Origin of the sequence: Clavibacter sp. (assembly GCF_014802555.1) — a bacterium.
GTDB classification, from domain to species: Bacteria; Actinomycetota; Actinomycetes; order Actinomycetales; family Microbacteriaceae; genus Clavibacter; species Clavibacter sepedonicus.
The window spans coordinates 18,890-38,524 of sequence record NZ_JAAVCB010000001.1 but is presented as its reverse complement, the minus strand read 5'-3'; the positions used below and the strand labels follow the sequence as shown (position 1 = coordinate 38,524).

Annotated in this window: 22 protein-coding genes and 1 pseudogene; 17 read left to right on the top strand and 6 right to left on the bottom strand. The window is 69.7% G+C overall.

All coding sequences use genetic code 11. The features are described from left to right. A partial coding sequence (locus HDR73_RS00210; protein ID WP_287136172.1) for a DUF418 domain-containing protein occupies window positions 1–337 on the top strand: 337 nt, incomplete at its 5' end. On the opposite strand, the gene HDR73_RS00205 is transcribed toward HDR73_RS00210, so the two are convergent. Beyond that, complete coding sequence (locus tag HDR73_RS00205) at window positions 324–1,454, bottom strand: SDR family oxidoreductase (protein ID WP_012298395.1); 1,131 nt, start codon at window positions 1,452–1,454, stop codon at window positions 324–326. The genes HDR73_RS00210 and HDR73_RS00205 overlap by 14 nt on opposite strands. A gap of 89 nt (window positions 1,455–1,543) precedes the next feature. Continuing rightward, window positions 1,544–1,813, bottom strand: a complete 270-nt coding sequence (locus tag HDR73_RS00200) for a hypothetical protein (protein WP_012298394.1) — start codon at window positions 1,811–1,813, stop codon at window positions 1,544–1,546. A gap of 105 nt (window positions 1,814–1,918) precedes the next feature. Between HDR73_RS00200 and HDR73_RS00195 the strand changes: the two genes are divergently transcribed. The 3 genes and pseudogenes from HDR73_RS00195 to HDR73_RS00185 form a co-directional block, all read left to right on the top strand. After that, window positions 1,919–2,359 carry an iron chaperone gene (locus tag HDR73_RS00195; protein WP_012298393.1) on the top strand — a complete coding sequence of 147 codons (441 nt, stop codon included), beginning with the start codon at window positions 1,919–1,921 and terminating at the stop codon, window positions 2,357–2,359. A 58-nt stretch (window positions 2,360–2,417) separates the two neighbouring features. Beyond that, the gene (locus HDR73_RS00190) at window positions 2,418–3,179 is read left to right on the top strand and encodes an alpha/beta fold hydrolase (RefSeq protein WP_012298392.1); all 762 of its coding nucleotides are present in this window, start codon (window positions 2,418–2,420) and stop codon (window positions 3,177–3,179) included. 124 nt (window positions 3,180–3,303) lie between these two features. Continuing rightward, window positions 3,304–3,414: pseudogene (locus HDR73_RS00185) on the top strand (IS481 family transposase); the annotation flags it as partial. On the opposite strand, the gene HDR73_RS00180 reads toward HDR73_RS00185, so the two are convergent. After that, entirely contained in the window at window positions 3,362–3,661 is a 300-nt protein-coding gene (locus HDR73_RS00180; RefSeq protein WP_223842788.1) for a TlpA disulfide reductase family protein, read from the bottom strand. The pseudogene HDR73_RS00185 and the gene HDR73_RS00180 sit on opposite strands and share 53 nt — an antisense overlap. 315 nt (window positions 3,662–3,976) lie before the next feature. On the opposite strand from HDR73_RS00180, the gene HDR73_RS00175 reads away from it, so the two are divergent. From HDR73_RS00175 to HDR73_RS00150, 6 genes are all read left to right on the top strand, one after another. Beyond that, the gene (locus HDR73_RS00175) at window positions 3,977–5,383 is read left to right on the top strand and encodes an amino acid permease (RefSeq protein WP_012299675.1); all 1,407 of its coding nucleotides are present in this window, start codon (window positions 3,977–3,979) and stop codon (window positions 5,381–5,383) included. A 44-nt stretch (window positions 5,384–5,427) separates the two neighbouring features. Continuing rightward, window positions 5,428–6,120 (top strand): histidine phosphatase family protein, encoded by a 693-nt coding sequence (locus tag HDR73_RS00170; RefSeq protein WP_012299676.1) that lies wholly within the window; start codon window positions 5,428–5,430, stop codon window positions 6,118–6,120. Window positions 6,121–6,143: 23 nt separating this feature from the next. Beyond that, window positions 6,144–6,701 (top strand): DUF3090 domain-containing protein, encoded by a 558-nt coding sequence (locus HDR73_RS00165; protein ID WP_041464660.1) that lies wholly within the window; start codon window positions 6,144–6,146, stop codon window positions 6,699–6,701. Next, window positions 6,701–7,468 (top strand): SCO1664 family protein, encoded by a 768-nt coding sequence (locus HDR73_RS00160; protein ID WP_041464661.1) that lies wholly within the window; start codon window positions 6,701–6,703, stop codon window positions 7,466–7,468. The genes HDR73_RS00165 and HDR73_RS00160 overlap by 1 nt, the downstream gene beginning before the upstream one ends. 457 nt (window positions 7,469–7,925) lie before the next feature. Further along, window positions 7,926–9,263: an AAA family ATPase gene (locus HDR73_RS00155; protein ID WP_012299679.1), complete on the top strand. Its 1,338-nt coding sequence runs from the start codon at window positions 7,926–7,928 to the stop codon at window positions 9,261–9,263. 34 nt (window positions 9,264–9,297) lie between these two features. Continuing rightward, window positions 9,298–10,059: a hypothetical protein gene (locus HDR73_RS00150; protein WP_133064109.1), complete on the top strand. Its 762-nt coding sequence runs from the start codon at window positions 9,298–9,300 to the stop codon at window positions 10,057–10,059. 99 nt (window positions 10,060–10,158) lie between these two features. Here HDR73_RS00150 and ychF read toward each other — a convergent pair whose 3' ends face one another. After that, complete coding sequence (gene ychF / locus HDR73_RS00145; protein ID WP_012299681.1) at window positions 10,159–11,232, bottom strand: redox-regulated ATPase YchF; 1,074 nt, start codon at window positions 11,230–11,232, stop codon at window positions 10,159–10,161. A gap of 100 nt (window positions 11,233–11,332) precedes the next feature. Between ychF and HDR73_RS00140 the strand changes: the two genes are divergently transcribed. From HDR73_RS00140 to fbaA, 3 genes are all read left to right on the top strand, one after another. Then, window positions 11,333–11,962 (top strand): 3'-5' exonuclease, encoded by a 630-nt coding sequence (locus HDR73_RS00140; RefSeq protein WP_041464662.1) that lies wholly within the window; start codon window positions 11,333–11,335, stop codon window positions 11,960–11,962. Between the two features lie 88 nt (window positions 11,963–12,050). Continuing rightward, entirely contained in the window at window positions 12,051–13,430 is a 1,380-nt protein-coding gene (locus HDR73_RS00135; protein ID WP_012299683.1) for a DNA recombination protein RmuC, read from the top strand. 105 nt (window positions 13,431–13,535) lie between these two features. Beyond that, entirely contained in the window at window positions 13,536–14,561 is a 1,026-nt protein-coding gene (gene fbaA, locus HDR73_RS00130) for a class II fructose-bisphosphate aldolase (protein WP_012299684.1), read from the top strand. A gap of 77 nt (window positions 14,562–14,638) precedes the next feature. Here fbaA and HDR73_RS00125 read toward each other — a convergent pair whose 3' ends face one another. Then, window positions 14,639–15,490: a DUF6264 family protein gene (locus HDR73_RS00125; protein ID WP_012299685.1), complete on the bottom strand. Its 852-nt coding sequence runs from the start codon at window positions 15,488–15,490 to the stop codon at window positions 14,639–14,641. Further along, window positions 15,487–16,521, bottom strand: a complete 1,035-nt coding sequence (locus HDR73_RS00120; protein ID WP_041465029.1) for a 4-hydroxy-3-methylbut-2-enyl diphosphate reductase — start codon at window positions 16,519–16,521, stop codon at window positions 15,487–15,489. The genes HDR73_RS00125 and HDR73_RS00120 overlap by 4 nt, the downstream gene beginning before the upstream one ends. A 102-nt stretch (window positions 16,522–16,623) precedes the next feature. On the opposite strand from HDR73_RS00120, the gene xseA reads away from it, so the two are divergent. From xseA to HDR73_RS00100, 4 genes are read left to right on the top strand one after another with little or no spacing between them, the layout of a single operon-like run. Continuing rightward, complete coding sequence (gene xseA, locus HDR73_RS00115) at window positions 16,624–17,940, top strand: exodeoxyribonuclease VII large subunit (RefSeq protein ID WP_012299687.1); 1,317 nt, start codon at window positions 16,624–16,626, stop codon at window positions 17,938–17,940. A gap of 10 nt (window positions 17,941–17,950) precedes the next feature. After that, window positions 17,951–18,193: an exodeoxyribonuclease VII small subunit gene (locus tag HDR73_RS00110; protein WP_012299688.1), complete on the top strand. Its 243-nt coding sequence runs from the start codon at window positions 17,951–17,953 to the stop codon at window positions 18,191–18,193. 2 nt (window positions 18,194–18,195) lie between these two features. Continuing rightward, the gene (locus tag HDR73_RS00105; RefSeq protein ID WP_012299689.1) at window positions 18,196–18,909 is read left to right on the top strand and encodes a DUF4245 domain-containing protein; all 714 of its coding nucleotides are present in this window, start codon (window positions 18,196–18,198) and stop codon (window positions 18,907–18,909) included. After that, window positions 18,906–19,568 (top strand): carbonic anhydrase, encoded by a 663-nt coding sequence (locus tag HDR73_RS00100; RefSeq protein WP_012299690.1) that lies wholly within the window; start codon window positions 18,906–18,908, stop codon window positions 19,566–19,568. The genes HDR73_RS00105 and HDR73_RS00100 overlap by 4 nt, the downstream gene beginning before the upstream one ends. Window positions 19,569–19,635: the final 67 nt, after the last annotated feature.

The window sequence follows — 19,635 nt, the reverse complement described above, 5'->3', positions numbered from 1 at the left end:
CTGGGCGGTCGCGGCGCGGGCCCGCCGCGGGCATCCCGCGCCCGGGCCGGGGCTCGGCGCGCTGGTCGCCGTGGGCCGCCGCTCGATGACCTGCTACCTGCTCCAGTCGGTGCTCTTCGCGATCCTGCTGGAGCCGTGGTCGCTCGGCCTCGGCGTCGGCGCGGGGACCGCCCGCATCGCGCTGATCGCGATCGGGGTCTGGCTCGTCACGGTCGCGGTGTCCGTGGCGCTCGAGCGCGCGGGACGGGCCGGTCCCGCCGAGTGGGCGATCCGCCGCCTGGCGTACGGACGGCCATCGGCGGGACCCGCGCCCGCACAGCCCGTCAGCGCGGGATGAGCCCCTCCGCGCGGTAGCGGTCGAACAGCCCGAGGAAGCTGTCGAGCGTGCGGTGGTGCGTCAGGAACCCGGCGAGCCGGCTCTTGCTGATGTCGGTGACGACCTCGATGTCGCGGCCGAGGTCGGCGTCGGTGTGCCACCAGGACGCGATGCGGCCGAGGTCGGACTCCGCGAGCCCGGCCTCGCGCGCGATGCGCGCCCACTCGTCCTCGTAGCCGGCCATCTGCTGCTCCAGCGGGCGCGGCGCGTCCTGGAAGCCGACGGCCTCGACGCCGAAGAAGGCGGCGAGGCGCGGCCACATCCAGCGCCAGCGGAAGACGTCGCCGTTGACGACGTTGAACGCCTCGTCGCGGCCGGCTTCGGCGGTGGACGCCCAGACCATCTGGTCCGCGAGCACGGTCGCATCGGTGACGTCGGTGAGCCCGTCCCGCTGCGTCCGGCTGCCCGGGAAGACGAACGGCAGGCCGAGGTCGCGGCAGATGGATCCGTAGACCGCGAGCGTCAGGCCCATGTTCATCTGGTTGCCGACCGCGTGCCCGATGACCGTGTGCGAGCGGTGCACCGACCACGCGAAGCCCTGGCGCGCGGCGGCGGCGAAGAGCTCGTCCTCCTGCGCGTAGTAGAAGTTCGGGGCGTCGAGGCGCTCCTCCTCCTCGTGGAAGGGGGTGTCGGGCATCTTCCCCTGGCCATAGGCCTCGAACGGGCCGAGGTAGTGCTTGAGGCCGGTGACGAGCGCGGCGTGCTCGACGGGCGCGCCGTCGAGGGCGGCCAGGAGGTCGCGCACCATGCCGCCGTTGACGTCGATGTTCTCCTGCTCGGTGGCCTGGCGCGACCACGCCGTGAAGAACACGTGGCTCGGCTGCTCGCCGGCGAGCGCGCGGCGCAGGTCGTCGGCGGAGCGGAGGTCGGCGCTGATCCAGCGCACGCCCGGGCGGTCGGCGCCGGCACGGCGGCTGAGGGCGAGGACGTCCCAGCCCTCGGCGGTGAGCTGGTCGACCAGCGCGGATCCGCTGATGCCGGTCGCGCCGACGACGAGGGCCGTGCGGCCGGTCCCGTCGGAGCGGGGGGATGCGGCGGGGGCGGGCGTGCGGACGCGGGTCGCTCGGTTCTCGGTCATCCCCTGCCCCAACCGCGAGGAGCCGCCCGGGCATTCCGGGCGGATCCTCGCGGGCGTGTCGGTGCGGACGCGCCGACCGGGACGGAGGATCAGGCGGGGTGCGGTCCGTCGACCTCGGCGTCCGCCTCGCCGTCTATGCCGTCGCTGCCCGTGGAGGTCGCCTGCGTGGCGGCCGGATCGGCGGGTCCGTCGCCGAGACCCGCATCGGCGGTGCGACGGTCGAGCTCGGCGGCCATGGCATCGGATCCGCTGTCGCGGTGGTCGTAGGCGACCTGCTCGGCGAGCCCGGCGCGCTTCTCGTCCGCGGTGGCCTCGGTGGCGCCGTCCATGACGGGCTGGTCCTGCTCGTGGGTGCTCATGGTCCGACGCTACGCCGGCGGCCCGGGTGCAGGATCCGCACGGCGCTTGCCGGCTCCCCCGCCGCATGTCACGCTCCAGGCACACCACCACGCGAAGGAGCGGACATGACCGACAGCGGTTTCTCCAAGGACGAGCGCGACGCGATGAAGCAGCGCGCCCGCGAGCTGCGCGAGGAGGCGAAGCTCCAGAAGGCCGCCGACAAGCAGGCCGCCGCGCTGCAGGGCGTGCTCGACGCGTTCGCCGCGATGGCGCCCGAGGAGCGGGCGATCGCCGAGTGGCTGCACGGCATCGTGCTCGAGCACGCCCCCGGCCTGAGCCCCAAGACCTGGTACGGCTTCCCGGCGTACGCCGACGCGGACGGCAAGCCCGTCGTGTTCTTCCAGCCGGGCTCGAAGTTCGGCACCCGGTACTCGACCCTCGGCTTCCAGGATCCGGCGCAGCTCGACGAGGGCACCATGTGGCCGACCTCGTACGCGCTGACCGCGGTGGATCCGGCGAACGAGGAGCGGGTGGCGGCGCTGGTGCGGCGGGCCATCGGCGGCTGACGCTCGGTGGCCCGTTCGGGGGCTGATGCCTTGGAACGCACGCGCATAGATTGATGACATGTCATCGGTTCTGCTCCCGCCCGTCCTCGTCGGCGTCCCCTGCTTCTCCGGCGCACCGTGGGAGTTCGCTCCCCTCACCGCGCTCGCCGCGCACCCCACGCGCACTTTCCGACTGCCGGACGACGCCGCGACCGTCGACGAGGCGGCCGACGCGCTCGAGGACGCGGTCGCCGACCTCCCGCGCTACGTGCTCGTGGGCGACTCCTTCGGCGCGGTCGTGAGCCTCGCGCTCGCGCTCCGCCAGCCACCGGGACTCGCCGGGCCCGTGCTGTTCGGCGGCTTCGCGGCGGATCCGACCCCCGCCTGGAAGACGCGCGCCGCGGCGATCGCCCGGCACGTGCCGCGCGTCGTCTACGAGCAGGGCGTGCTCCGCTTCCATACGGCGCAGCTCGCCTCCCCGCTGGACGCGGCGGCCCCTCACCCGCTGACGCGTCGCGACTACCGCGAGCTGTTCCTCGTGAACACGCCGGCGGCCGCGTACTCCGCCCGCGTCGGCGCGGTCGTCGGCTTCGACGTGCGTGCGCGCCTGCATCGCATCGACGTGCCGACGCTGCTCCTCACGCCGGAGGACGACCGGCTCGTCGGCCCCGCGGCAGCCGCTGCCCTCCGCGACGGGCTGCCGCACGCCCGCGAGCTGGTGATCCCCGGCACCGGCCACATGCTCCGCTTCACGCACCCCGAGCGGTACGCGGACGCGGTCGACGCGTTCGTGCGGGCCGAGGTCGGCACCGGCGTCGGCGTGGCGGCGGGCACCGCGTGAGCCCGGCCGAGGAGCTCCGGTACCTAGTTGTAGTTCCTGGGGAGGTTGTGAACGCTGGGGCGGATAGCGAAGACCTCCGGGACGATGTGGGTTACCACACTCATCAACGTCCACGGAGGTCTTCGTGACTCACGCTAACGCCCCGTTCACTCCCGCGGGCAGGGTTCGGCTTGCCCGGTTGATCATCGAGGACGGGTGGCCGGTCCGGCGTGCGGCGGAGAGGTTCCAGTGCTCGCCGCCGAGTTCCTCGTGTTCACGCCGAGGAACGTCGCGGTGTCCGCGGTCGCGGCGCTCACATCGCGGAGGTCCGCAGCCTCGACCCGGCATGGACCGCACTCGGCGTACCAGAAGTTGACCACGAGGACCTTGCCCCGGAACTGGTCGGCCGTCACCGTCGCGCCCGCCGGGTCCTCCGCCGTGAAGGACACCGGCTCGCCGCGGTCGTCCGAGGTGAACTCGGTCACGCGGCCGTCGCCCGACATGACCCCATCACCCGAACGCGAGCGCTGCGCGAGGTCGTCGGTCGCCGTGCAGCCCGCGAGCGCGATCGCCGCCACGAGGGCGACGGCGGCGGCGAGGGAGCGGCGGGGCACGCCGTCATGCTATGTCGCGCGCCTCGCGGAGCCGCCACGCGTGCCCGACCCGCCCGGCCCGCCGCCCGAATGTAAAGCTCATGTGAACACTTCGCGGCCGCGTCCCACCCCTGCGTATCGTGCTCAGCACCTCCCGGCCCGACGCGTCGCCGGTCGAGCGGGAGGATCCCCCACCCGCGAACGCCGACACGCACGGAGGCTTCCATGCCATCCGCACCGCAGCTGCACAAGAGCCTCACGCAGAGGCAGCTCACCATGATCGCGATCGGCGGCGTCATCGGCGCAGGCCTGTTCGTGGGATCCGGGGTGGTGATCAACGGCGCGGGCCCCGGCGCGTTCCTCACCTACGCGATCTCCGGCGTGCTGATCATCCTGGTGATGCGCATGCTCGGCGAGATGGCGACCGCGAACCCCAGCACCGGCTCCTTCACCGACTACGCCCGGCACGCGCTCGGCGGCTGGGCCGGCTTCTCGATGGGCTGGCTCTACTGGTACTTCTGGGTCATCGTCGTGGGATTCGAGGCGGTCGCCGGCGCAAAGGCCCTCACGTACTGGTTCGACGCGCCGCTCTGGCTCCTCTCCCTCGGCCTCATGGCGCTGATGACCGCCACCAACCTCATCTCCGTCGGCGCGTTCGGGGAGTTCGAGTACTGGTTCGCGGGGATCAAGGTGGCCGCGATCATCCTGTTCCTCGGCCTCGGCAGCCTCTACGTGATGGGCATCTGGCCGGGCCGCTCGCTCGACTTCTCGAACCTCGTCGCGAACGGCGGCTTCTTCCCAAACGGCGTCGGCGCGATCTTCTCCTCGGTCGTCGTGGTGATCTTCTCGATGGTCGGCGCGGAGATCGCAACGATCGCCGCCGCCGAGTCGAAGGACCCCGCGAAGGCCATCCGGAAGTCGACCAACTCCGTCATCCTCCGCATCTCCCTCTTCTTCGTCGGCTCGCTCTTCCTGCTCGCGGTGATCCTCCCCTGGGATTCCACGGAGCTCGGCGCCTCCCCGTTCGTGAGCGCGTTCGACCGCATGGGCATCCCGTTCGCGGGCGACGTGATGAACGCGGTCGTCCTCACCGCCGTGCTCTCGTGCCTGAACTCCGGCCTCTACACGGCGAGCCGCATGCTCTTCGTGCTCGCGGCCCGACGCGAGGCCCCTGCGCGGCTGGTGAAGGTGACCGAGCGCGGCGTCCCGCGCGCGGCGATCCTGCTCTCGTCGGTCGTCGGCTTCCTCTGCGTGATCGCCGCGGCCGTCTCCCCCGACACCGTCTTCCTGTTCCTGCTCAACTCCTCGGGCGCGATCATCCTGTTCGTCTACCTGCTGATCTCCATCTCGCAGATCGTCCTCCGCCGCCGCAGCGGATCCGCGGGCCTGCCGGTCAAGATGTGGCTGTTCCCGGGCCTCTCGATCGTCACGGTCGTCGGCATCCTCGCGGTGCTCGCGCAGATGGCGCTCGACCCCGAGATCCGCCCGCAGCTCGTGCTGAGCCTGGTCGCGTGGGCGGTCGTGCTGGTGCTGTACGTGGTGACGAAGGCGCGGGGCGGGTCGGTGGATCCGGCGGACGCGACCACGGACGCGGCGCCGGAGGTCGCCGTCCCCGCCGCACGCGAGGCCTGATCCCGCCCGCCGGGGCGCACCTGGCCGCTGGCTAGGCTGGCCGCATGGCGACAGTGATCCTCGTGCGGCACGGACGCACCACAGCGAACGCGACCGGGATCCTGGCGGGGCGCACCCCCGGCGTCGACCTCGACGACACCGGACGCGACCAGGCGGACCGCGCCGGCGACCGGCTCGCCGCGGTGCCGCTCGCCGCCGTCGTCTCCAGCCCGCTGCAGCGCTGCTGGGAGACCGCGCAGCGCATCCTCGAGCGGCAGCAGGGCACGCCGCCCCAGCCCGTCGACCCCGACCTCACCGAATGCGACTACGGCGACTGGCAGGGCCGCCCGCTCAGCGCGCTCGCCACCGAGGACCTCTGGAAGACCGTCCAGGCGCACCCGTCGGCCGTCGTCTTCCCCGGCGGCGAGTCCATGGCCGGGATGCAGGCGCGCGCGGTCGCGGCGATCCGCCGGCACGACGCCGCCATCGAGGCCGAGCACGGGCCGGGCGCCGTGTGGGTCGCGGTGAGCCACGGCGACGTGATCAAGTCGATCCTCGCCGACGCGTACGGCATGCACCTCGACCTGTTCCAGCGCATCGACGTGGGCCCCGCGTCCCTCTCCATCGTCCGCTACGGCGCGGGCCGACCGACCGTGCACGCGACCAACACCGACGCGGGCGACCTCTCGTGGCTCGCGGCGGGCACCGGAGCGGGCGATGCGCCGGTCGGCGGCGGCGCCGGGCACACGACGCCGTGATCCTCCCCGCATAGAGTGGACGCATGCCCACACGAGCCCTCGAATTCGACTGGCCCGACCGGGCCGTGGTCGGCACCATCGGCCTCCCGGGCGCGCGCACGTTCTACTTCCAGGTGCGCTCCGGCCCGCAGCTCGTGACCATCGCCCTCGAGAAGCAGCAGTCCGCGCTGCTCGCCAAGAAGATCGACGAGATCCTCGACCAGCTCGTCACGGTCGAGGGCAACCCGTTCAGCATCCCGGAGAGCACGCCCCCGGAGCTCGTCGACAACGACCCGCTCGAGGAGGTCGACGAGCGCTGGCGCACCGGTGCCATGGGCCTCGGCTGGGATCCGACGAAGGCCCAGGTGGTCATCGAGGCCTACCCGCTGGCGGAGGACGACGACAGCGACGACTTCGACCTGCCGAGCGCCGACGACGACGCAGCCGACACCGAGATGCTCGTGGTGCGGATGCCCGTCGGCGCGGCCCGCGCGTTCGCGAAGCGCACCCACGAGATCGTCGGCGCCGGCCGCCCGATCTGCGCCCTGTGCGGCTACCCCATCGACCCCGACGGGCACATTCACACCTTCCCCGACGAATGATGTCGGAGACGGACCCGCTGGACGGCGAGCTGATCCTCACCGGCCGCATCCGCACCGCGTCGAACGCGACGTTCCTCGGCACCATCGGCGACACGGTCGTCGTCTACAAGCCGATCCGCGGCGAGAACCGGCTGTGGGACTTCCCCGACGCGGTGCTCGCGCATCGCGAGGTCGCCGCCTGCATCGTCTCCGAGGCGCTCGGCTGGGGCATCGTCCCCCGCACGTGGCTGCGCGACGGCCCCGCGGGCGAAGGCATGGTGCAGCTCTGGCAGGACGAGGATCCCGACCAGGACGCCGTGGACCTGCTCCCCGTCGACGAGGTGCCGGAGACCGGCTACAAGACCGTGCTCGGCGGCGAGGACGAAGACGGCAACACGGTCGCCCTCATCCACGAGGACACCCCGGCGCTCCGCCGCATGGCCGTCTTCGACGTGATCGTCAACAACGCCGACCGCAAGGGCTTCCACGTGCTCGCGATGCCCGATGGGCACCGCTTCGGGGTGGATCACGGGCTCACGTTCCACGAGGAGCACAAGCTGCGGACGGTGCTCTGGGGGTGGGTCGGGGAGCCGCTGACGGCGGAGGAGCTCGAGGGTGTGGATCGGGTGCTCGCCGGGCTGGATGGGGAGCTGGGGCGGGAGTTGGCGGAGCTGCTGACGGCGGAGGAGGTCGCGGCGTTGGCGGAGCGATGCACTCGCTTGCGTGCCGAGGCGCGCTTCCCGGCGCCCGCTGGGCAGCAGTCCGCGGTGCCCTGGCCGCTGTTCTAGCGGCACGCCGAAAACGGGTCGCCAAGAGCGGGGCCCCGTACCGGGCTCAGGCGCTGAACCGAAACTGCACCATCTTGCGGTCCTGCACGACTTACTCTTTGCGCCTGGCTCGAGCGCTGCTCTTGGTGCACCCTGCGGCGATGCGTTCCGTCTCGACCAAGTCGTGGAGGGACACGCCCTTCGTCTTCAGGCAGCCCAGGTCCAAGTCCACTGGCATGACGCCGGCGGCGCTCAAGCCGCCTATCTGGAGGACATCCCGATCGCTAGAATCCTTCGATTGACCCGTATTGGGGACACGTCAGCCCCAATCAGTACGCCACTATAGAGAAGGAAGAGCAAGCTAGGTCCCTGCCCTTCCAGCAAGGCACGAGGGACCCCTTGTCCTTCACGCAATACTACCGACATCCAAGCGTAAATCGACAGCCACCCAACAAGAGCATAAAGAACTGAGGATTTCTTGATATCATCAGCATCCGTTACTGGCCTTGTAGGTGAATTTGACCACACCATCTCCCTCGAAGCCGACTGGGAGTTTGCCATTGCTTACGGGTTGAATGGCGTTGGAAAAACCAAGTTTCTTGAGCTCATCAACGCCGCGATCAATGTTGATATGGGGCGACTGGCAACCGCTTGGTTTGCAACTCTTGAACTCAGAGCTGATGACGGGGACTACTTACAAGTTGAGAAGCTGGTTCATTTCCCGGATCCTAACGCTCCCGACGATGAGCCGACGGAGAAGGTTGTCTACAGATATGCTTCGCCGCGGCAGAACGACATCATAGAGTGGCTCGCTCCCGTCGAGGATGATATAAACCTTCGTCGTCGAATTCAAAAAATGACGCCTTACATCCCCATCCCAGGATCTTCGGATCTCTGGCGAGATCCTGGCGATGGCGAAATTATCGATTATGCGGAGTTACGCATGCGATACGGAACTCCTCGCACCCGAGCGTATGCTCGCGCTCAACCGCCAGAGCAACTGCAAGCGTTTCTAGACCGAAATGCGACATACCTGATCGAGACCCAGAGACTCGCGACTATCCCTCCTCCCACCAATCGCGCTCGATCGAACTCTCAATCGTCGCCAAAATGGAACGTCGAAGCCTACGCAGGTGACTTAAGGCAGCGCATTGAACGCTCCCTCGCCGAGAATTCGTTGGCGTCACAACGCTTGGATCGATCCTTCCCAGGCCGAATTATTGCCCAGCATGTTCAGGACACATTATCAGAAGAAGCTATCCGCCACGAGTACCTTCAGCAAGACATACAGCGACGGCGCTTAGTGGAAATTGGATTGACATCCGCCGAAATGGATGTTCCGCTCCCTGACCAGAGGTTGCAGGACTGGCAACGTGCCGTATTGACGACCTACTTGAAGGACAACGCTGCCAAGTTGGCAACATTCGATGATCTTCTTCAACGAATTACTCTACTCGTAGAGCTGGTAAATGCCCGTTTCTTGCGCAAAGAAATTCGAGTCAATGCAGATGACGGCCTCACGGTCCAATCCCTCACTACCGGGCAAAGCATTCCTGCCAGTGGATTATCGACCGGCGAACAGCACGAACTCGTGCTTATGTATAACCTCTTATTCCGTGTTCATCCGGGAACTTTGGTCCTTATAGACGAACCTGAAATTTCATTGCACGTAACGTGGCAAAAACACTTCCTGGCCGACGTGGCTCGAGTTGCTGAACTTAGGGGATTTCGATTCATTGTGGCGACCCATTCACCTCAAATCATTGGCCGCTGGTGGTCTCGAACTGTAGAGCTTGGGCCCGGCGAAGATGCTTGACGACCTAGATGGTACAGATCTTTTCAATGCGTTGATGATGGAGGCTGACAAAGAGCACTTCAAGGTCGTCGTAGTAGAGGGCGAGAGTGACTTCAATCTCCTTGCCGACTTCGTCCTGCAGGCCGATGTTGACCTTGTCGTAGAATACGGCAAGGACAGCTTACTTGAGGCCAGCAAGCTAGCTATTGACGAACTGCCAAGCGCTCTTTTTGTTGTCAATGCCGACTTCGATCGGTTGACAGGAGCCATTACTAACTTCGCATCAAATGTGATCGCCGCTGAGTATTACGACCTTTATATGGATGCATATTTTGCCGATCCTAAGAGCATGACGAGGATCGCTCGACGCTACCTCGAGGGTTCCACCCTAGGGGTAGATGAAGGTCTTCGACGGGCCTGGGATATGGCGTTGCTAATTGGCGGCACACGGTATACGTCGGTATCAAAACAGTACGATTTAACTATGCAAAATTTTCCCGTGCATATTGTCATGCACGGCGAGTCTTGCGAAGCGCATATTAATTCGATTGCAGACCTTGCGATTCTGCGCTCTAAGGCAGGAGTAGCGACTTCGGCGTCAGTTGCATCCGCAACCCAGGAAGCGACAGAAAGCATCGATCACGCACTACTAGTGAACAGCCATGATTTTCTCGCGGCCCTTTCCGTCTGCTGCTCGCGCCGCGGTGACAAGAAAGTGGCACACAAAATGGATGATCTGTTCGAACTTTCAATTGACAGAGCTGTATTTACGGAGCTTGCCATTGTACGAAGGGTTCGGGAACATATCGCTGCCTAATATAAAGTTGGCAGACGATGTGAGCAAGGTGCATCCGACGATGTAAAGAGCGCGTATTTTGGTACTGGGGGGCGGCGGCGAGCGTTCTCTAGAGGACGCTCAGTTGTTGAACCGGAACTCCACCACGTCCCCGTCCTGCATGACGTACTCCTTGCCCTCGATGCGGGCCTTGCCCTTGGCGCGGGCCTCGGCGATGGTGCCGGTCTCGACCAGGTCGTCGTAGGAGATGACCTCGGCCTTGATGAAGCCCTTCTCGAAGTCGGTGTGGATCACGCCGGCCGCCTGGGGGGCCTTCCAGCCCTTGCCGATGGTCCAGGCGCGCGTCTCCTTGGGGCCTGCGGTCAGGTACGTCTGGAGGCCGAGGGTCTCGAAGCCGATGCGGGCCAGCTGGTCGAGGCCCGACTCCTCCTGGCCCGTCGACGCGAGCATCTCGGCGGCGTCCTCGGGGTCGAGCTCGATGAGCTCCGACTCGATCTTCGCGTCGAGGAACACGGCCTTCGCGGGCGCCACCAGGGCGGCCAGCTCGGCGAGGCGGGCCGTGTCGCCGAGCACGTCCTCGTCGACGTTGAACACGTAGATGAAGGGCTTCGCGGTGAGGAGGCCCAGCTCGCGGACGGGATCCAGATCGATGGAGGACGCCGACAGCGGCTTGCCCGAATCCAGCCACTCGCGCGCGGCCTTCGCGGTCTCGAGCACGACGGGCTCGATGCGCTTCGTCTTCAGCTCCTTCTCGTAGCGCGGCTCGGCGCGCTCGAGGGTCTGCAGGTCGGCGAGGATCAGCTCGGTGTTGATGGTCTCCATGTCGCTCGCGGCGTCGACGCGGCCGTCGACGTGCACGACGTCCTCGTCCGTGAACGCGCGGACCACCTGGGCGATGGCGTCCGCCTCGCGGATGTTCGCGAGGAACTGGTTGCCGAGGCCCTCGCCCTCGCTCGCGCCGCGGACGATGCCCGCGATGTCGACGAAGGAGACGGGCGCGTAGAGGATCTTCTCGCTGCCGAAGAGGCCGGCGAGCACCTCGAGACGCGGATCCGGCAGGTTCACCACGCCCACGTTCGGCTCGATCGTCGCGAACGGGTAGTTCGCGGCGAGCACCTGGTTCTTGGTCAGGGCGTTGAAGAGCGTCGACTTGCCGACGTTGGGGAGACCGACGATCGCGATAGTGAGTGCCACGGGAGTCCATCGTACGGGGCACCTCGCCTCCTCCCCCGACCGGCGGACGCGGCGGGCGTCCCGAGATCGGGCGTCGGGCGTGCGTGGAAGACTCGAGCCCATGCCGTTGGACTTCACCGCGATCGACTTCGAGACCGCCAACAACTCGTCGGCGAGCGCGTGCTCGGTGGGTCTCGTGAAGGTCCGGGACGGCGTCGTGGTCGACACCGCGTCCTGGCTCATCCGGCCGCCCGCGGGGCACGACTCCTTCTCGGTCTGGAACACCCGGATCCACGGCATCGTCGAGGACGACGTGGCCGACGCCGACGGCTGGGCCGATCAGCTGCCGCGCCTCATGGCCTTCGCGGGCGACGACCACCTCGTGGCCCACAATGCGCGCTTCGACATGGGCGTGATCCAGGGCGCGTGCAAGGCGACCGCGCTCATCGCGCCGCCGTACTCCTACCTCTGCAGCCTCCAGGTCGCGCGCCGCACGTACACGCTCGACTCGTACCGGCTGCCGGTCGCCGCCCGGGCCGCCGGCTTCGAGGACTTCTCGCACCACGAGGCGCTGGCCGACGCGCGGGCGTGCGCCGCGATCGTCGTGCACGCGGCCGACCGGCACGGCGCCGCGTCTCTGGCCGACCTCGCCGAGGCATCGGGTGTCGGCATGGGCCGCATCGGCGCGCCGCGCATGCAGACCGTCACGCAGGCGTCCGCCGCCGCGACGCCGCCCATCGACTGGGCCTGATCCTCCCCAGGCGCAGCCCGCCGCATCCGTCCCTCGGGCGCGCGCCCGAGGTCCCTGCCGTGTCGGGGGCCGCTGGCACACTGCACGCATGGATCCCGTCATCGCCCTGCTCGTCGGCCTCATCATCGGCCTGGCCGTGGGCGCGGTGGTCGGTCTCGCCGTGTCGCGCGCCCGCTCGGGGGTGGATGCACCGGGTCGCGCCGGCGAGGCCGCACGGCTGGCCGCCGCGGAGGCCACGGTCACGGCGCTCCGCGAGCAGTTGGATCGCACGGAGCGGCTCGCCGAGGAGCAGGTCGCCCAGACCACCGCGCAGTTCGCCGAGCGCGCCCAGACCCAGGACGCGCTGCACCGCGAGCGGCTCGACGCGCAGGAGTCCCACCTCCGTGAGCAGATCGGCCAGCAGGAGGACCGCATCGCGGAGCTGCAGACCCGGCTGCGCGAGATCCAGCGCGCCGAGGTCGCCCGCACCGAGGAGGACGGCCGCGTGCTCACCGCGCTCAGCCCCGTCGCCGAGAGCCTCAAGCAGGTGCAGGCGAAGGTGCACGAGCTGGAGGAGCAGCGCCGCCAGCAGCACGGCGAGCTGAGCGAGCAGCTGCGGAGCGCCACCGAGGCGGAGGAGCGGCTGCGCGCCACGGCCGAGACGCTCGCGTCCGCGCTCCGCTCCAACAGCACGCGCGGCGTGTGGGGCGAGACGCAGCTGCGGAGCGTCGTCGAGGCGGCGGGCCTCATCCACCGGGTCGACTTCGACGTGCAGACCTCCGTCTCCACGGCCCAGGGCATCGGCCGGCCCGACATGGTCGTGCACCTGCCCGGCGGCAAGAACATCGCGGTGGATGCGAAGGCGCCGTTCACCGCGTACCTCGAGGCGAGCGCCATCCCGGCCTCCGCGACCGGGCCCGAGGGCGCCCGCCGCGACGCGCTCATGAAGCAGCACGTGCAGGCCGTGCGCGACCACATCACCGCTCTCGGCAGCCGTGCCTACTGGGAGGGGCTCGACGCGAGCCCGGAGATGGTCATCGCGTTCATCCCGAGCGAGTCGCTGGTGTCGTCCGCGCTGGAGGCGGACCCGAGCATCATGGAGTTCGCGTTCTCCCGCCGGGTCGCGCTCTCCTCCCCCGTCACACTGTGGTCGGTGCTCAAGACCGTCGCGTTCAGCTGGCAGCAGGAGGTGCTCACGGAGGACGCCAAGCAGCTCTTCGACCTCAGCCGCGAGCTGCACGCGCGCCTCGCCACGAGCGGCGAGCACATCGCGAAGCTCGGCCGCTCGCTCACGGGCGCGGTCGGCGACTACAACCGCGTCGTCGGATCCCTGGAGCGCCAGGTCCTCCCCACCGCCCGCCGCCTCAGCCGGCTCGACGAGTCCAAGGTCATCGGCACGCTCGAGCCGCTCGAGGCGACCACCCGCGAGCTCTCGGCCGACGAGTTCACGAGCCGGCGGTCCCCGGTCGCGGAGAGCCCCGCTGGGTAGAGTGGCGAGCACGCGGGGCCCGGCCGCACGACTCCATCCGCCGGCCGATCAGGATCCCGCGACAGCCGCACGGCGTCGCCGTGGATCCGCCGAAGGAGATGCACCATGCCCGTAGCAACCCCCGAGCAGTACGCCGAGATGCTGGATCGCGCCAAGGCCGGCGGATTCGCCTACCCGGCGGTCAACGTCTCGTCGTCGCAGACGATCAACGCGGTCCTCCAGGGGCTCACCGACGCCGGATCCGACGGCATCATCCAGGTCACCACGGGCGGCGCCGACTACTTCTCCGGCCACACCGTCAAGAACCGCGCCGCCGGCGCCCTCGCGTTCGCGCGCTTCGCCACCGAGGTCGCCAAGAACTACCCCATCACCGTCGCGCTGCACACCGACCACTGCCCGAAGGACGCCCTCGACGGCTTCGTCCTCCCCATGATCGAGGCCAGCGAGGAGGAGGTCCGCGCGGGCCGCAACCCCATCTTCCAGTCGCACATGTGGGACGGCTCGGCCATCCCGCTGAACGAGAACTTGGGACTCGCGACGGACCTGCTCCCCCGCATGAAGGCGATCAACGCGATCCTCGAGGTCGAGATCGGCGTCGTCGGCGGCGAGGAGGACGGGGTCAGCCACGACACCGGCTCGCACCTCTACACGACGCTCGAGGACGCGATCTCCACCGTCGAGGCCCTCGGCCTCGGCGACAAGGGCCGCTACATGGCTGCCCTCACCTTCGGCAACGTGCACGGCGTCTACAAGCCCGGCGGCGTGCAGCTGCGCCCGGCGCTCCTCAAGGAGATCCAGGACGGCATCCAGTCGAAGTACGGCACGGGCGAGAAGCCGTTCGACCTCGTCTTCCACGGCGGATCCGGCTCCTCCGACGACGAGATCGCGGAGGCCGTGCGCAACGGCGTCGTGAAGATGAACATCGACACCGACACGCAGTACGCGTTCAGCCGCTCCATCGCCGACTCGGTGCTCCGCAACTACGACGGCTTCCTCAAGGTCCACGGCGAGGTCGGCGACAAGAAGACGTACGACCCCCGCGCCTGGGGCAAGACGGCGGAGTCGGCCATGGCCGCCCGCGTCCTCGAGGCCACGCGCCAGCTCGGCTCGCACGGCAAGTCGCAGAGCTAGCCCGCGGCAGCAAGGCCAACGACGGCGGGGCCGGTCCACCAGGACCGGCCCCGCCGTCGTGCGTCAGATGCCGCGCGTCATGGCCCGCGGTTTGCCATGATCTGCTGGAACGCCGGATCCGCGAGGATCAGCGTCAGCACGAGCACGCTGGTGATCACGGTCGCGACGACCGCGCCCGCGATCGGCACCCAGAACGCCAGGCGCTTGCGCTTCACGAGCTCCAGCGCGATCCACGCGGCGAGCACGAACACGACGATGTTGACGACGTTCACCGCGATGCCGATGACGGAGGTCTGCGGCGTGACCTCGTAGGTGCCGCCTCCGAACAGCGCGTACGACTGGTTGATGGCCCGCGACGGATCCGCGTTCGCGCCGATGCTGCCGACGACGTTCACGAGGCCCGCGGCGAGCAGGCCCACCGTGATGGCCGCGTCGAAGCGCCGGGGCGCGCGGCGCGGCTCCTGTCCTGCGAGGTAGTCGGGGCGCTCCGGGCGGGTGCCCGGGGTGGCGCCGCTCCCGGCGGCGGATGTGGGATCCGACGCCGGCGCGGAGCCAGGCGAGCGGCGCGCGCCTCGGCGCTCGGCGGCCGCGCTCTTTTCCGCGACGCGACGGGCGTCCGCCGCGGCCTTCTCGGCATCGCGGCGTTCCGCCTGCTGGCGCTCACGCGCCGCCTTGCGCTCCTCGGCCATCTGCTCGGCGAGGGTCTGCGGCGCGGACGCCTTGCCGCCCTTCTTCCCGCCGCGGCCGGCGGACGCCGGGGCGTCGCGCGCGGCCTGCGCGCGGCGGTACTCGGCGGCCTCGGCGACGATCCGTGCATCCGCCTCGGACAGCTCCGACGACCCGCCGGCGTCGGCCGACGACGGCGACGCGTACTCGCCGTAGCGCGGCGCGGGCCGACCGGGACGGCGCGTGCCGTCGTCGTCGCTCACGCGCGGGTGCGCCCGCCGATGGCGCGGGAATCCGTGTTGCCGGACTGGTCCTTGCGCAGCTCCTTGGGGAGCGAGAAGACGAGGTCCTCCTCGGCGGTGACGACCGCGGTGACGTCTCCGTAGCCGGCGTCGGCCAGGTCGTCGAGCAGCTCCTGCACCAGCACCTCGGGCACGGACGCGCCGCTCGTGACGCCGACGGTGTTCACGCCGTCGAGCCACTCCTGCTTGACCTCGGACGCGTAGTCGACCCGGTAGGACGCCTTGGCGCCGTACTCGAGCGCGACCTCGACGAGGCGGACGGAGTTGGAGCTGTTCGCGGATCCGATGACGATCACCAGGTCGGCGTCGACCGCGACCTTCTTGATGGCGACCTGGCGGTTCTGCGTGGCGTAGCAGATGTCGTCGCTCGGCGGGTCCTGCAGGTTCGGGAAGCGGGCGCGGAGGCGGCGGACCGTCTCCATCGTCTCGTCGACCGAGAGCGTGGTCTGCGAGAGCCAGACGAGGTTGTCGGGGTCCTTGACCTCGATGACGTCGGCGTGCTCCGGGGAGTTGACGACGATGGTCTGCTCGGGCGCCTCGCCCGCCGTGCCCTCGACCTCCTCGTGCCCCTCGTGGCCGATGAGGAGGATCTGCATGTCCGCCTTGGCGAAGCGCACGGCCTCGCGGTGGACCTTCGTGACGAGCGGGCAGGTCGCGTCGATGGCCTGGAGCCCGCGGTCGGCCGCGCCCTGCACGACGGCCGGCGAGACGCCGTGCGCGCTGAAGACGACGTGGGCGCCCTCGGGCACCTCGTCGACCTCCTCCACGAAGATCGCGCCCATGCGCTCGAGCGTCGAGACGACGTGCACGTTGTGGACGATCTGCTTCCGCACGTAGACGGGGGCGCCGTAGCGCTCGAGCGCCTTCTCGACGGCCACGACGGCACGGTCGACGCCGGCGCAGTACCCGCGCGGAGCGGCGAGCAGGACCTTCTTGGGTCCTGCCACCGGGTTATCCTTGAGCCTGTTGCGGACGCCGGGCATCCGCGGCATCGACAGGCTGACGACGGGTGCTCCCACGAGTCGCTGGTCAGTGGTCGCTGTAGTCACAGTCCCGAGTCTAAGCGCCCGTGCTGGGCGACGAGTGGGGGAGCCATGAGCGAGACGCGCACCGTGTCCATGCCCGCGGCGGATGCCCCGACGGTTGACGCGCCGTGGCCCGTCTCGGTGCTGTCGGGCAAGATCAAGGGCTGGATCGACCGGCTCGGCACCGCCTGGGTCGAGGGCGAGATCACCCAGTGGGGCGGATCCGGCGGCAACGTCTACGGGAAGCTCAAGGACCTCGACGTCGACGCCACCATCAGCTTCACCGTGTGGTCGTCCGTGCGCGCGAAGATCCCGGCCGACCTCGGCCAGGGCGCCCGCGTCGTCGCGCTCGTGAAGCCGAACTACTGGGTCAAGGGCGGCACGCTCACGATGCAGGTGCTCGAGATGCGCCACGTCGGCCTCGGCGATCTGCTCGAGCGGCTCGAGCGGCTGCGCCAGACGCTGCGCGCCGAGGGCCTGTTCGACGCCGACCGCAAGCGCCGCCTGCCGTTCCTCCCCGGCTGCATTGGCCTCATCACGGGCAAGGACTCGGACGCCGAGAAGGACGTGCTGCGGAACGCGCAGCTGCACTGGCCGAGCGTCAGGTTCCGCGTCGTGCACACCGCGGTGCAGGGCGACCGGGCCGCGGGCGAGGTCACGCGGGCCATCGGGGTGCTCGACGAGGATCCCGAGGTCGACGTCATCGTCATCGCGCGCGGCGGCGGCGACTTCCAAAACCTCCTCGTCTTCAGCGACGAGAAGCTGGTGCGCACGGCGGCCGCGTGCCGCACGCCGCTCGTCAGCGCGATCGGGCACGAGGCCGACCGGCCGCTGCTCGACGACGTGGCCGACCTCCGCGCATCCACCCCCACCGACGCCGCGAAGCGCGTCGTGCCGGACGTGTCCGAGGAGCTGTCGCGCGTGCAGCAGGCCCGCGCCCGCATCGGCATGCGGCTGACCAGCCAGGTGCGCGGCGAGATCGACCGCATCGAGCAGCTGCGGTCCCGGCCCGTGCTCGCGAGCACCTCGTGGATCGTCGACTCGCGCGCCGAGGAGCTCGGCCGCTACATCGCGCGCTCCGCGGAGCTCGCCGGCCGGGTCGTCGAGCGCGGGATGCAGCAGACGAGCGAGCTCTCACGGCAGCTGCGCACGCTCTCGCCGCAGCACGTGCTCGACCGCGGCTACGCGATCGTGCAGACGGCCGACGGATCCGCCCTCCGCGCCCCCGCGGACGCGCCCGACGGCACCGGCCTCGTGCTGCGGCTCGCCGCCGGCGCGCTCGGCGCGACCTCCACCGGCCCCACCGACGACATCCCGTCGTCGGCCGCGCGGCTGCCCGCCTCCCCCGCCCCGGACGCCCGGCCCGCGTCCGGCCCCGAAAGCTAGGATCTCCCCCATGCCCACCAGCCCCGCCGACACCGGCGCACGCCTGCCCGACGTCTCCGAGCTCAGCTACGAGGAGGCGCGCGACGCCCTGGTGCGCGTCGTCAACGACCTCGAGCAGGGCGCATCCACGCTCGAGGAGTCGATCGCCCTGTGGGAGCGCGGCGAGGCCCTCGCGGCCCGCTGCGAGGAGTGGCTGCTCGGCGCCAAGGCGCGGCTCGACGCGGCCCGCACCACCGCGCCAGACGCCGGCTGACCGTGGCGAAGGACCGCACCCCGAACGTCGTCGCCGAGCTCGGCCGACCGGAGACGCCCGAGGAGACCGCCGCCCGCAAGGCCGCCGACTCCCGCCGCCACCGCGCCAAGCAGACGTTCCGCAACCTGCTCTACTCGCTCATCGTCACGGTCGCGACCGTCGCGGTGATCGTCGCGCTCGTCCCCCGCTCGAACACCACGATCCTCCCCGACGTCGACTACGGCGCCGCGGCCGCCGAGGCGCAGGGCGGGTTCCCGCAGACGCTCGTGGTGCCCGACCTGCCGACGGCCTGGAAGAGCAACGACGCCGAGATCCGCCCGGCCGGCCGTGACGGCGTGGCCGTCTGGTACATCGGCCTCATCACGCCGAGCAACCGCTACATCGGGATCTCGCAGGGCATCGACGCGAACGCCACCTGGCTCGACGAGACGCTGCAGTCCGCGCCCGAGGTGAGCTCGGAGGAGATCGGCGGCCTCGACTGGACGCTGTACGACAACTCGCAGGCGGACGAGCCGGGCAACGTCGTCCTCGCGGCGAGCGCCGTCGACGGCGACAGCACCTACGCGATCTACGGCACGGCCGACGCGAACGAGCTCCGCACCGCGATCGACGCGGTCGCCGCCGCGCGCACCGCCCCGGCGGGCGCGACGCCGTCGCCGTCGCCCGCCGACGGCACCACCAGCACCACCGCACCGGAAGAGGGGAACGAGGGATGACGGATCAGGTCGAGACCGCGCAGGACGACGCCGTGCAGGCACCCGCCGCGGTGTGGGCGGAGATGGTGGAGGGCAACGCGCGCTTCGTCGCCGGCACCCCCGAGCACCCGCGCCAGGACGTGGAGCGCCGCGCCGCGCTCGCCCACGTGCAGCGCCCGGTGGCCGCGCTCTTCGGCTGCAGCGACTCGCGGCTCGCGGCCGAGATCATCTTCGACAAGGGCCTCGGCGACCTCTTCGTGATCCGCAACGCGGGCCAGATCATCTCGGACTCCGTGCTCGGCAGCCTCGAGTACGCCGTCGCCGTGCTGGGCGTGCCGCTGATCGTGGTGCTCGGGCACGACGAGTGCGGTGCCGTGCGCGCCGCGATCGAGAGCGCGGCACCCGGTGCCGAGGCGCTGCCGCCGCACATCGCGAAGCTCATCGCACCCATCGCGCCCGCCGTGCACCGCGTCGCGGGCGACCATGTCGTGCCCAGCGAGGTCGACGCGGGCGAGGTCGGACGCCAGCACCTGCGCGGCACCGTGACCCGCATGCTGGAGGCGTCCGAGATGATCTCCGACCGGGTGGCGGCCGGTAGCCTGGCCATCGTCGGCGCCAACTACAAGCTCCTCGAGGGCACCGCGGTGCCCGACGTCATCGTGGGCGACATCCCTCGCTAGAGGGGCCGTCCGCGCTGACCCGCACACTCCCAGGGCCCACGAGGCCGTGGGCGCATCACCCGTCCCG

Excerpts from the sequence above, each read along its gene's own strand:
- HDR73_RS00135 (WP_012299683.1), top strand. The coding sequence starts at position 12,051 with ATGGATCCCGTCATCGCCCTGCTCGTCGGCCTCATCATCGGCCTGGCC.
- HDR73_RS00205 (WP_012298395.1), bottom strand. The coding sequence starts at position 1,454 with ATGACCGAGAACCGAGCGACCCGCGTCCGCACGCCCGCCCCCGCCGCA.
- HDR73_RS00180 (WP_223842788.1), bottom strand. The coding sequence starts at position 3,661 with ATGTCGGGCGACGGCCGCGTGACCGAGTTCACCTCGGACGACCGCGGC.
- HDR73_RS00170 (WP_012299676.1), top strand. The coding sequence starts at position 5,428 with ATGGCGACAGTGATCCTCGTGCGGCACGGACGCACCACAGCGAACGCG.
- HDR73_RS00100 (WP_012299690.1), top strand. The coding sequence starts at position 18,906 with ATGACGGATCAGGTCGAGACCGCGCAGGACGACGCCGTGCAGGCACCC.
- HDR73_RS00160 (WP_041464661.1), top strand. The coding sequence starts at position 6,701 with ATGTCGGAGACGGACCCGCTGGACGGCGAGCTGATCCTCACCGGCCGC.
- HDR73_RS00165 (WP_041464660.1), top strand. The coding sequence starts at position 6,144 with ATGCCCACACGAGCCCTCGAATTCGACTGGCCCGACCGGGCCGTGGTC.
- HDR73_RS00200 (WP_012298394.1), bottom strand. The coding sequence starts at position 1,813 with ATGAGCACCCACGAGCAGGACCAGCCCGTCATGGACGGCGCCACCGAG.
- HDR73_RS00150 (WP_133064109.1), top strand. The coding sequence starts at position 9,298 with ATGATGGAGGCTGACAAAGAGCACTTCAAGGTCGTCGTAGTAGAGGGC.
- HDR73_RS00190 (WP_012298392.1), top strand. The coding sequence starts at position 2,418 with ATGTCATCGGTTCTGCTCCCGCCCGTCCTCGTCGGCGTCCCCTGCTTC.
- HDR73_RS00110 (WP_012299688.1), top strand. The coding sequence starts at position 17,951 with ATGCCCACCAGCCCCGCCGACACCGGCGCACGCCTGCCCGACGTCTCC.
- HDR73_RS00120 (WP_041465029.1), bottom strand. The coding sequence starts at position 16,521 with ATGCCGCGGATGCCCGGCGTCCGCAACAGGCTCAAGGATAACCCGGTG.
- HDR73_RS00175 (WP_012299675.1), top strand. The coding sequence starts at position 3,977 with ATGCCATCCGCACCGCAGCTGCACAAGAGCCTCACGCAGAGGCAGCTC.
- HDR73_RS00195 (WP_012298393.1), top strand. The coding sequence starts at position 1,919 with ATGACCGACAGCGGTTTCTCCAAGGACGAGCGCGACGCGATGAAGCAG.
- HDR73_RS00140 (WP_041464662.1), top strand. The coding sequence starts at position 11,333 with ATGCCGTTGGACTTCACCGCGATCGACTTCGAGACCGCCAACAACTCG.
- fbaA (WP_012299684.1), top strand. The coding sequence starts at position 13,536 with ATGCCCGTAGCAACCCCCGAGCAGTACGCCGAGATGCTGGATCGCGCC.
- xseA (WP_012299687.1), top strand. The coding sequence starts at position 16,624 with ATGAGCGAGACGCGCACCGTGTCCATGCCCGCGGCGGATGCCCCGACG.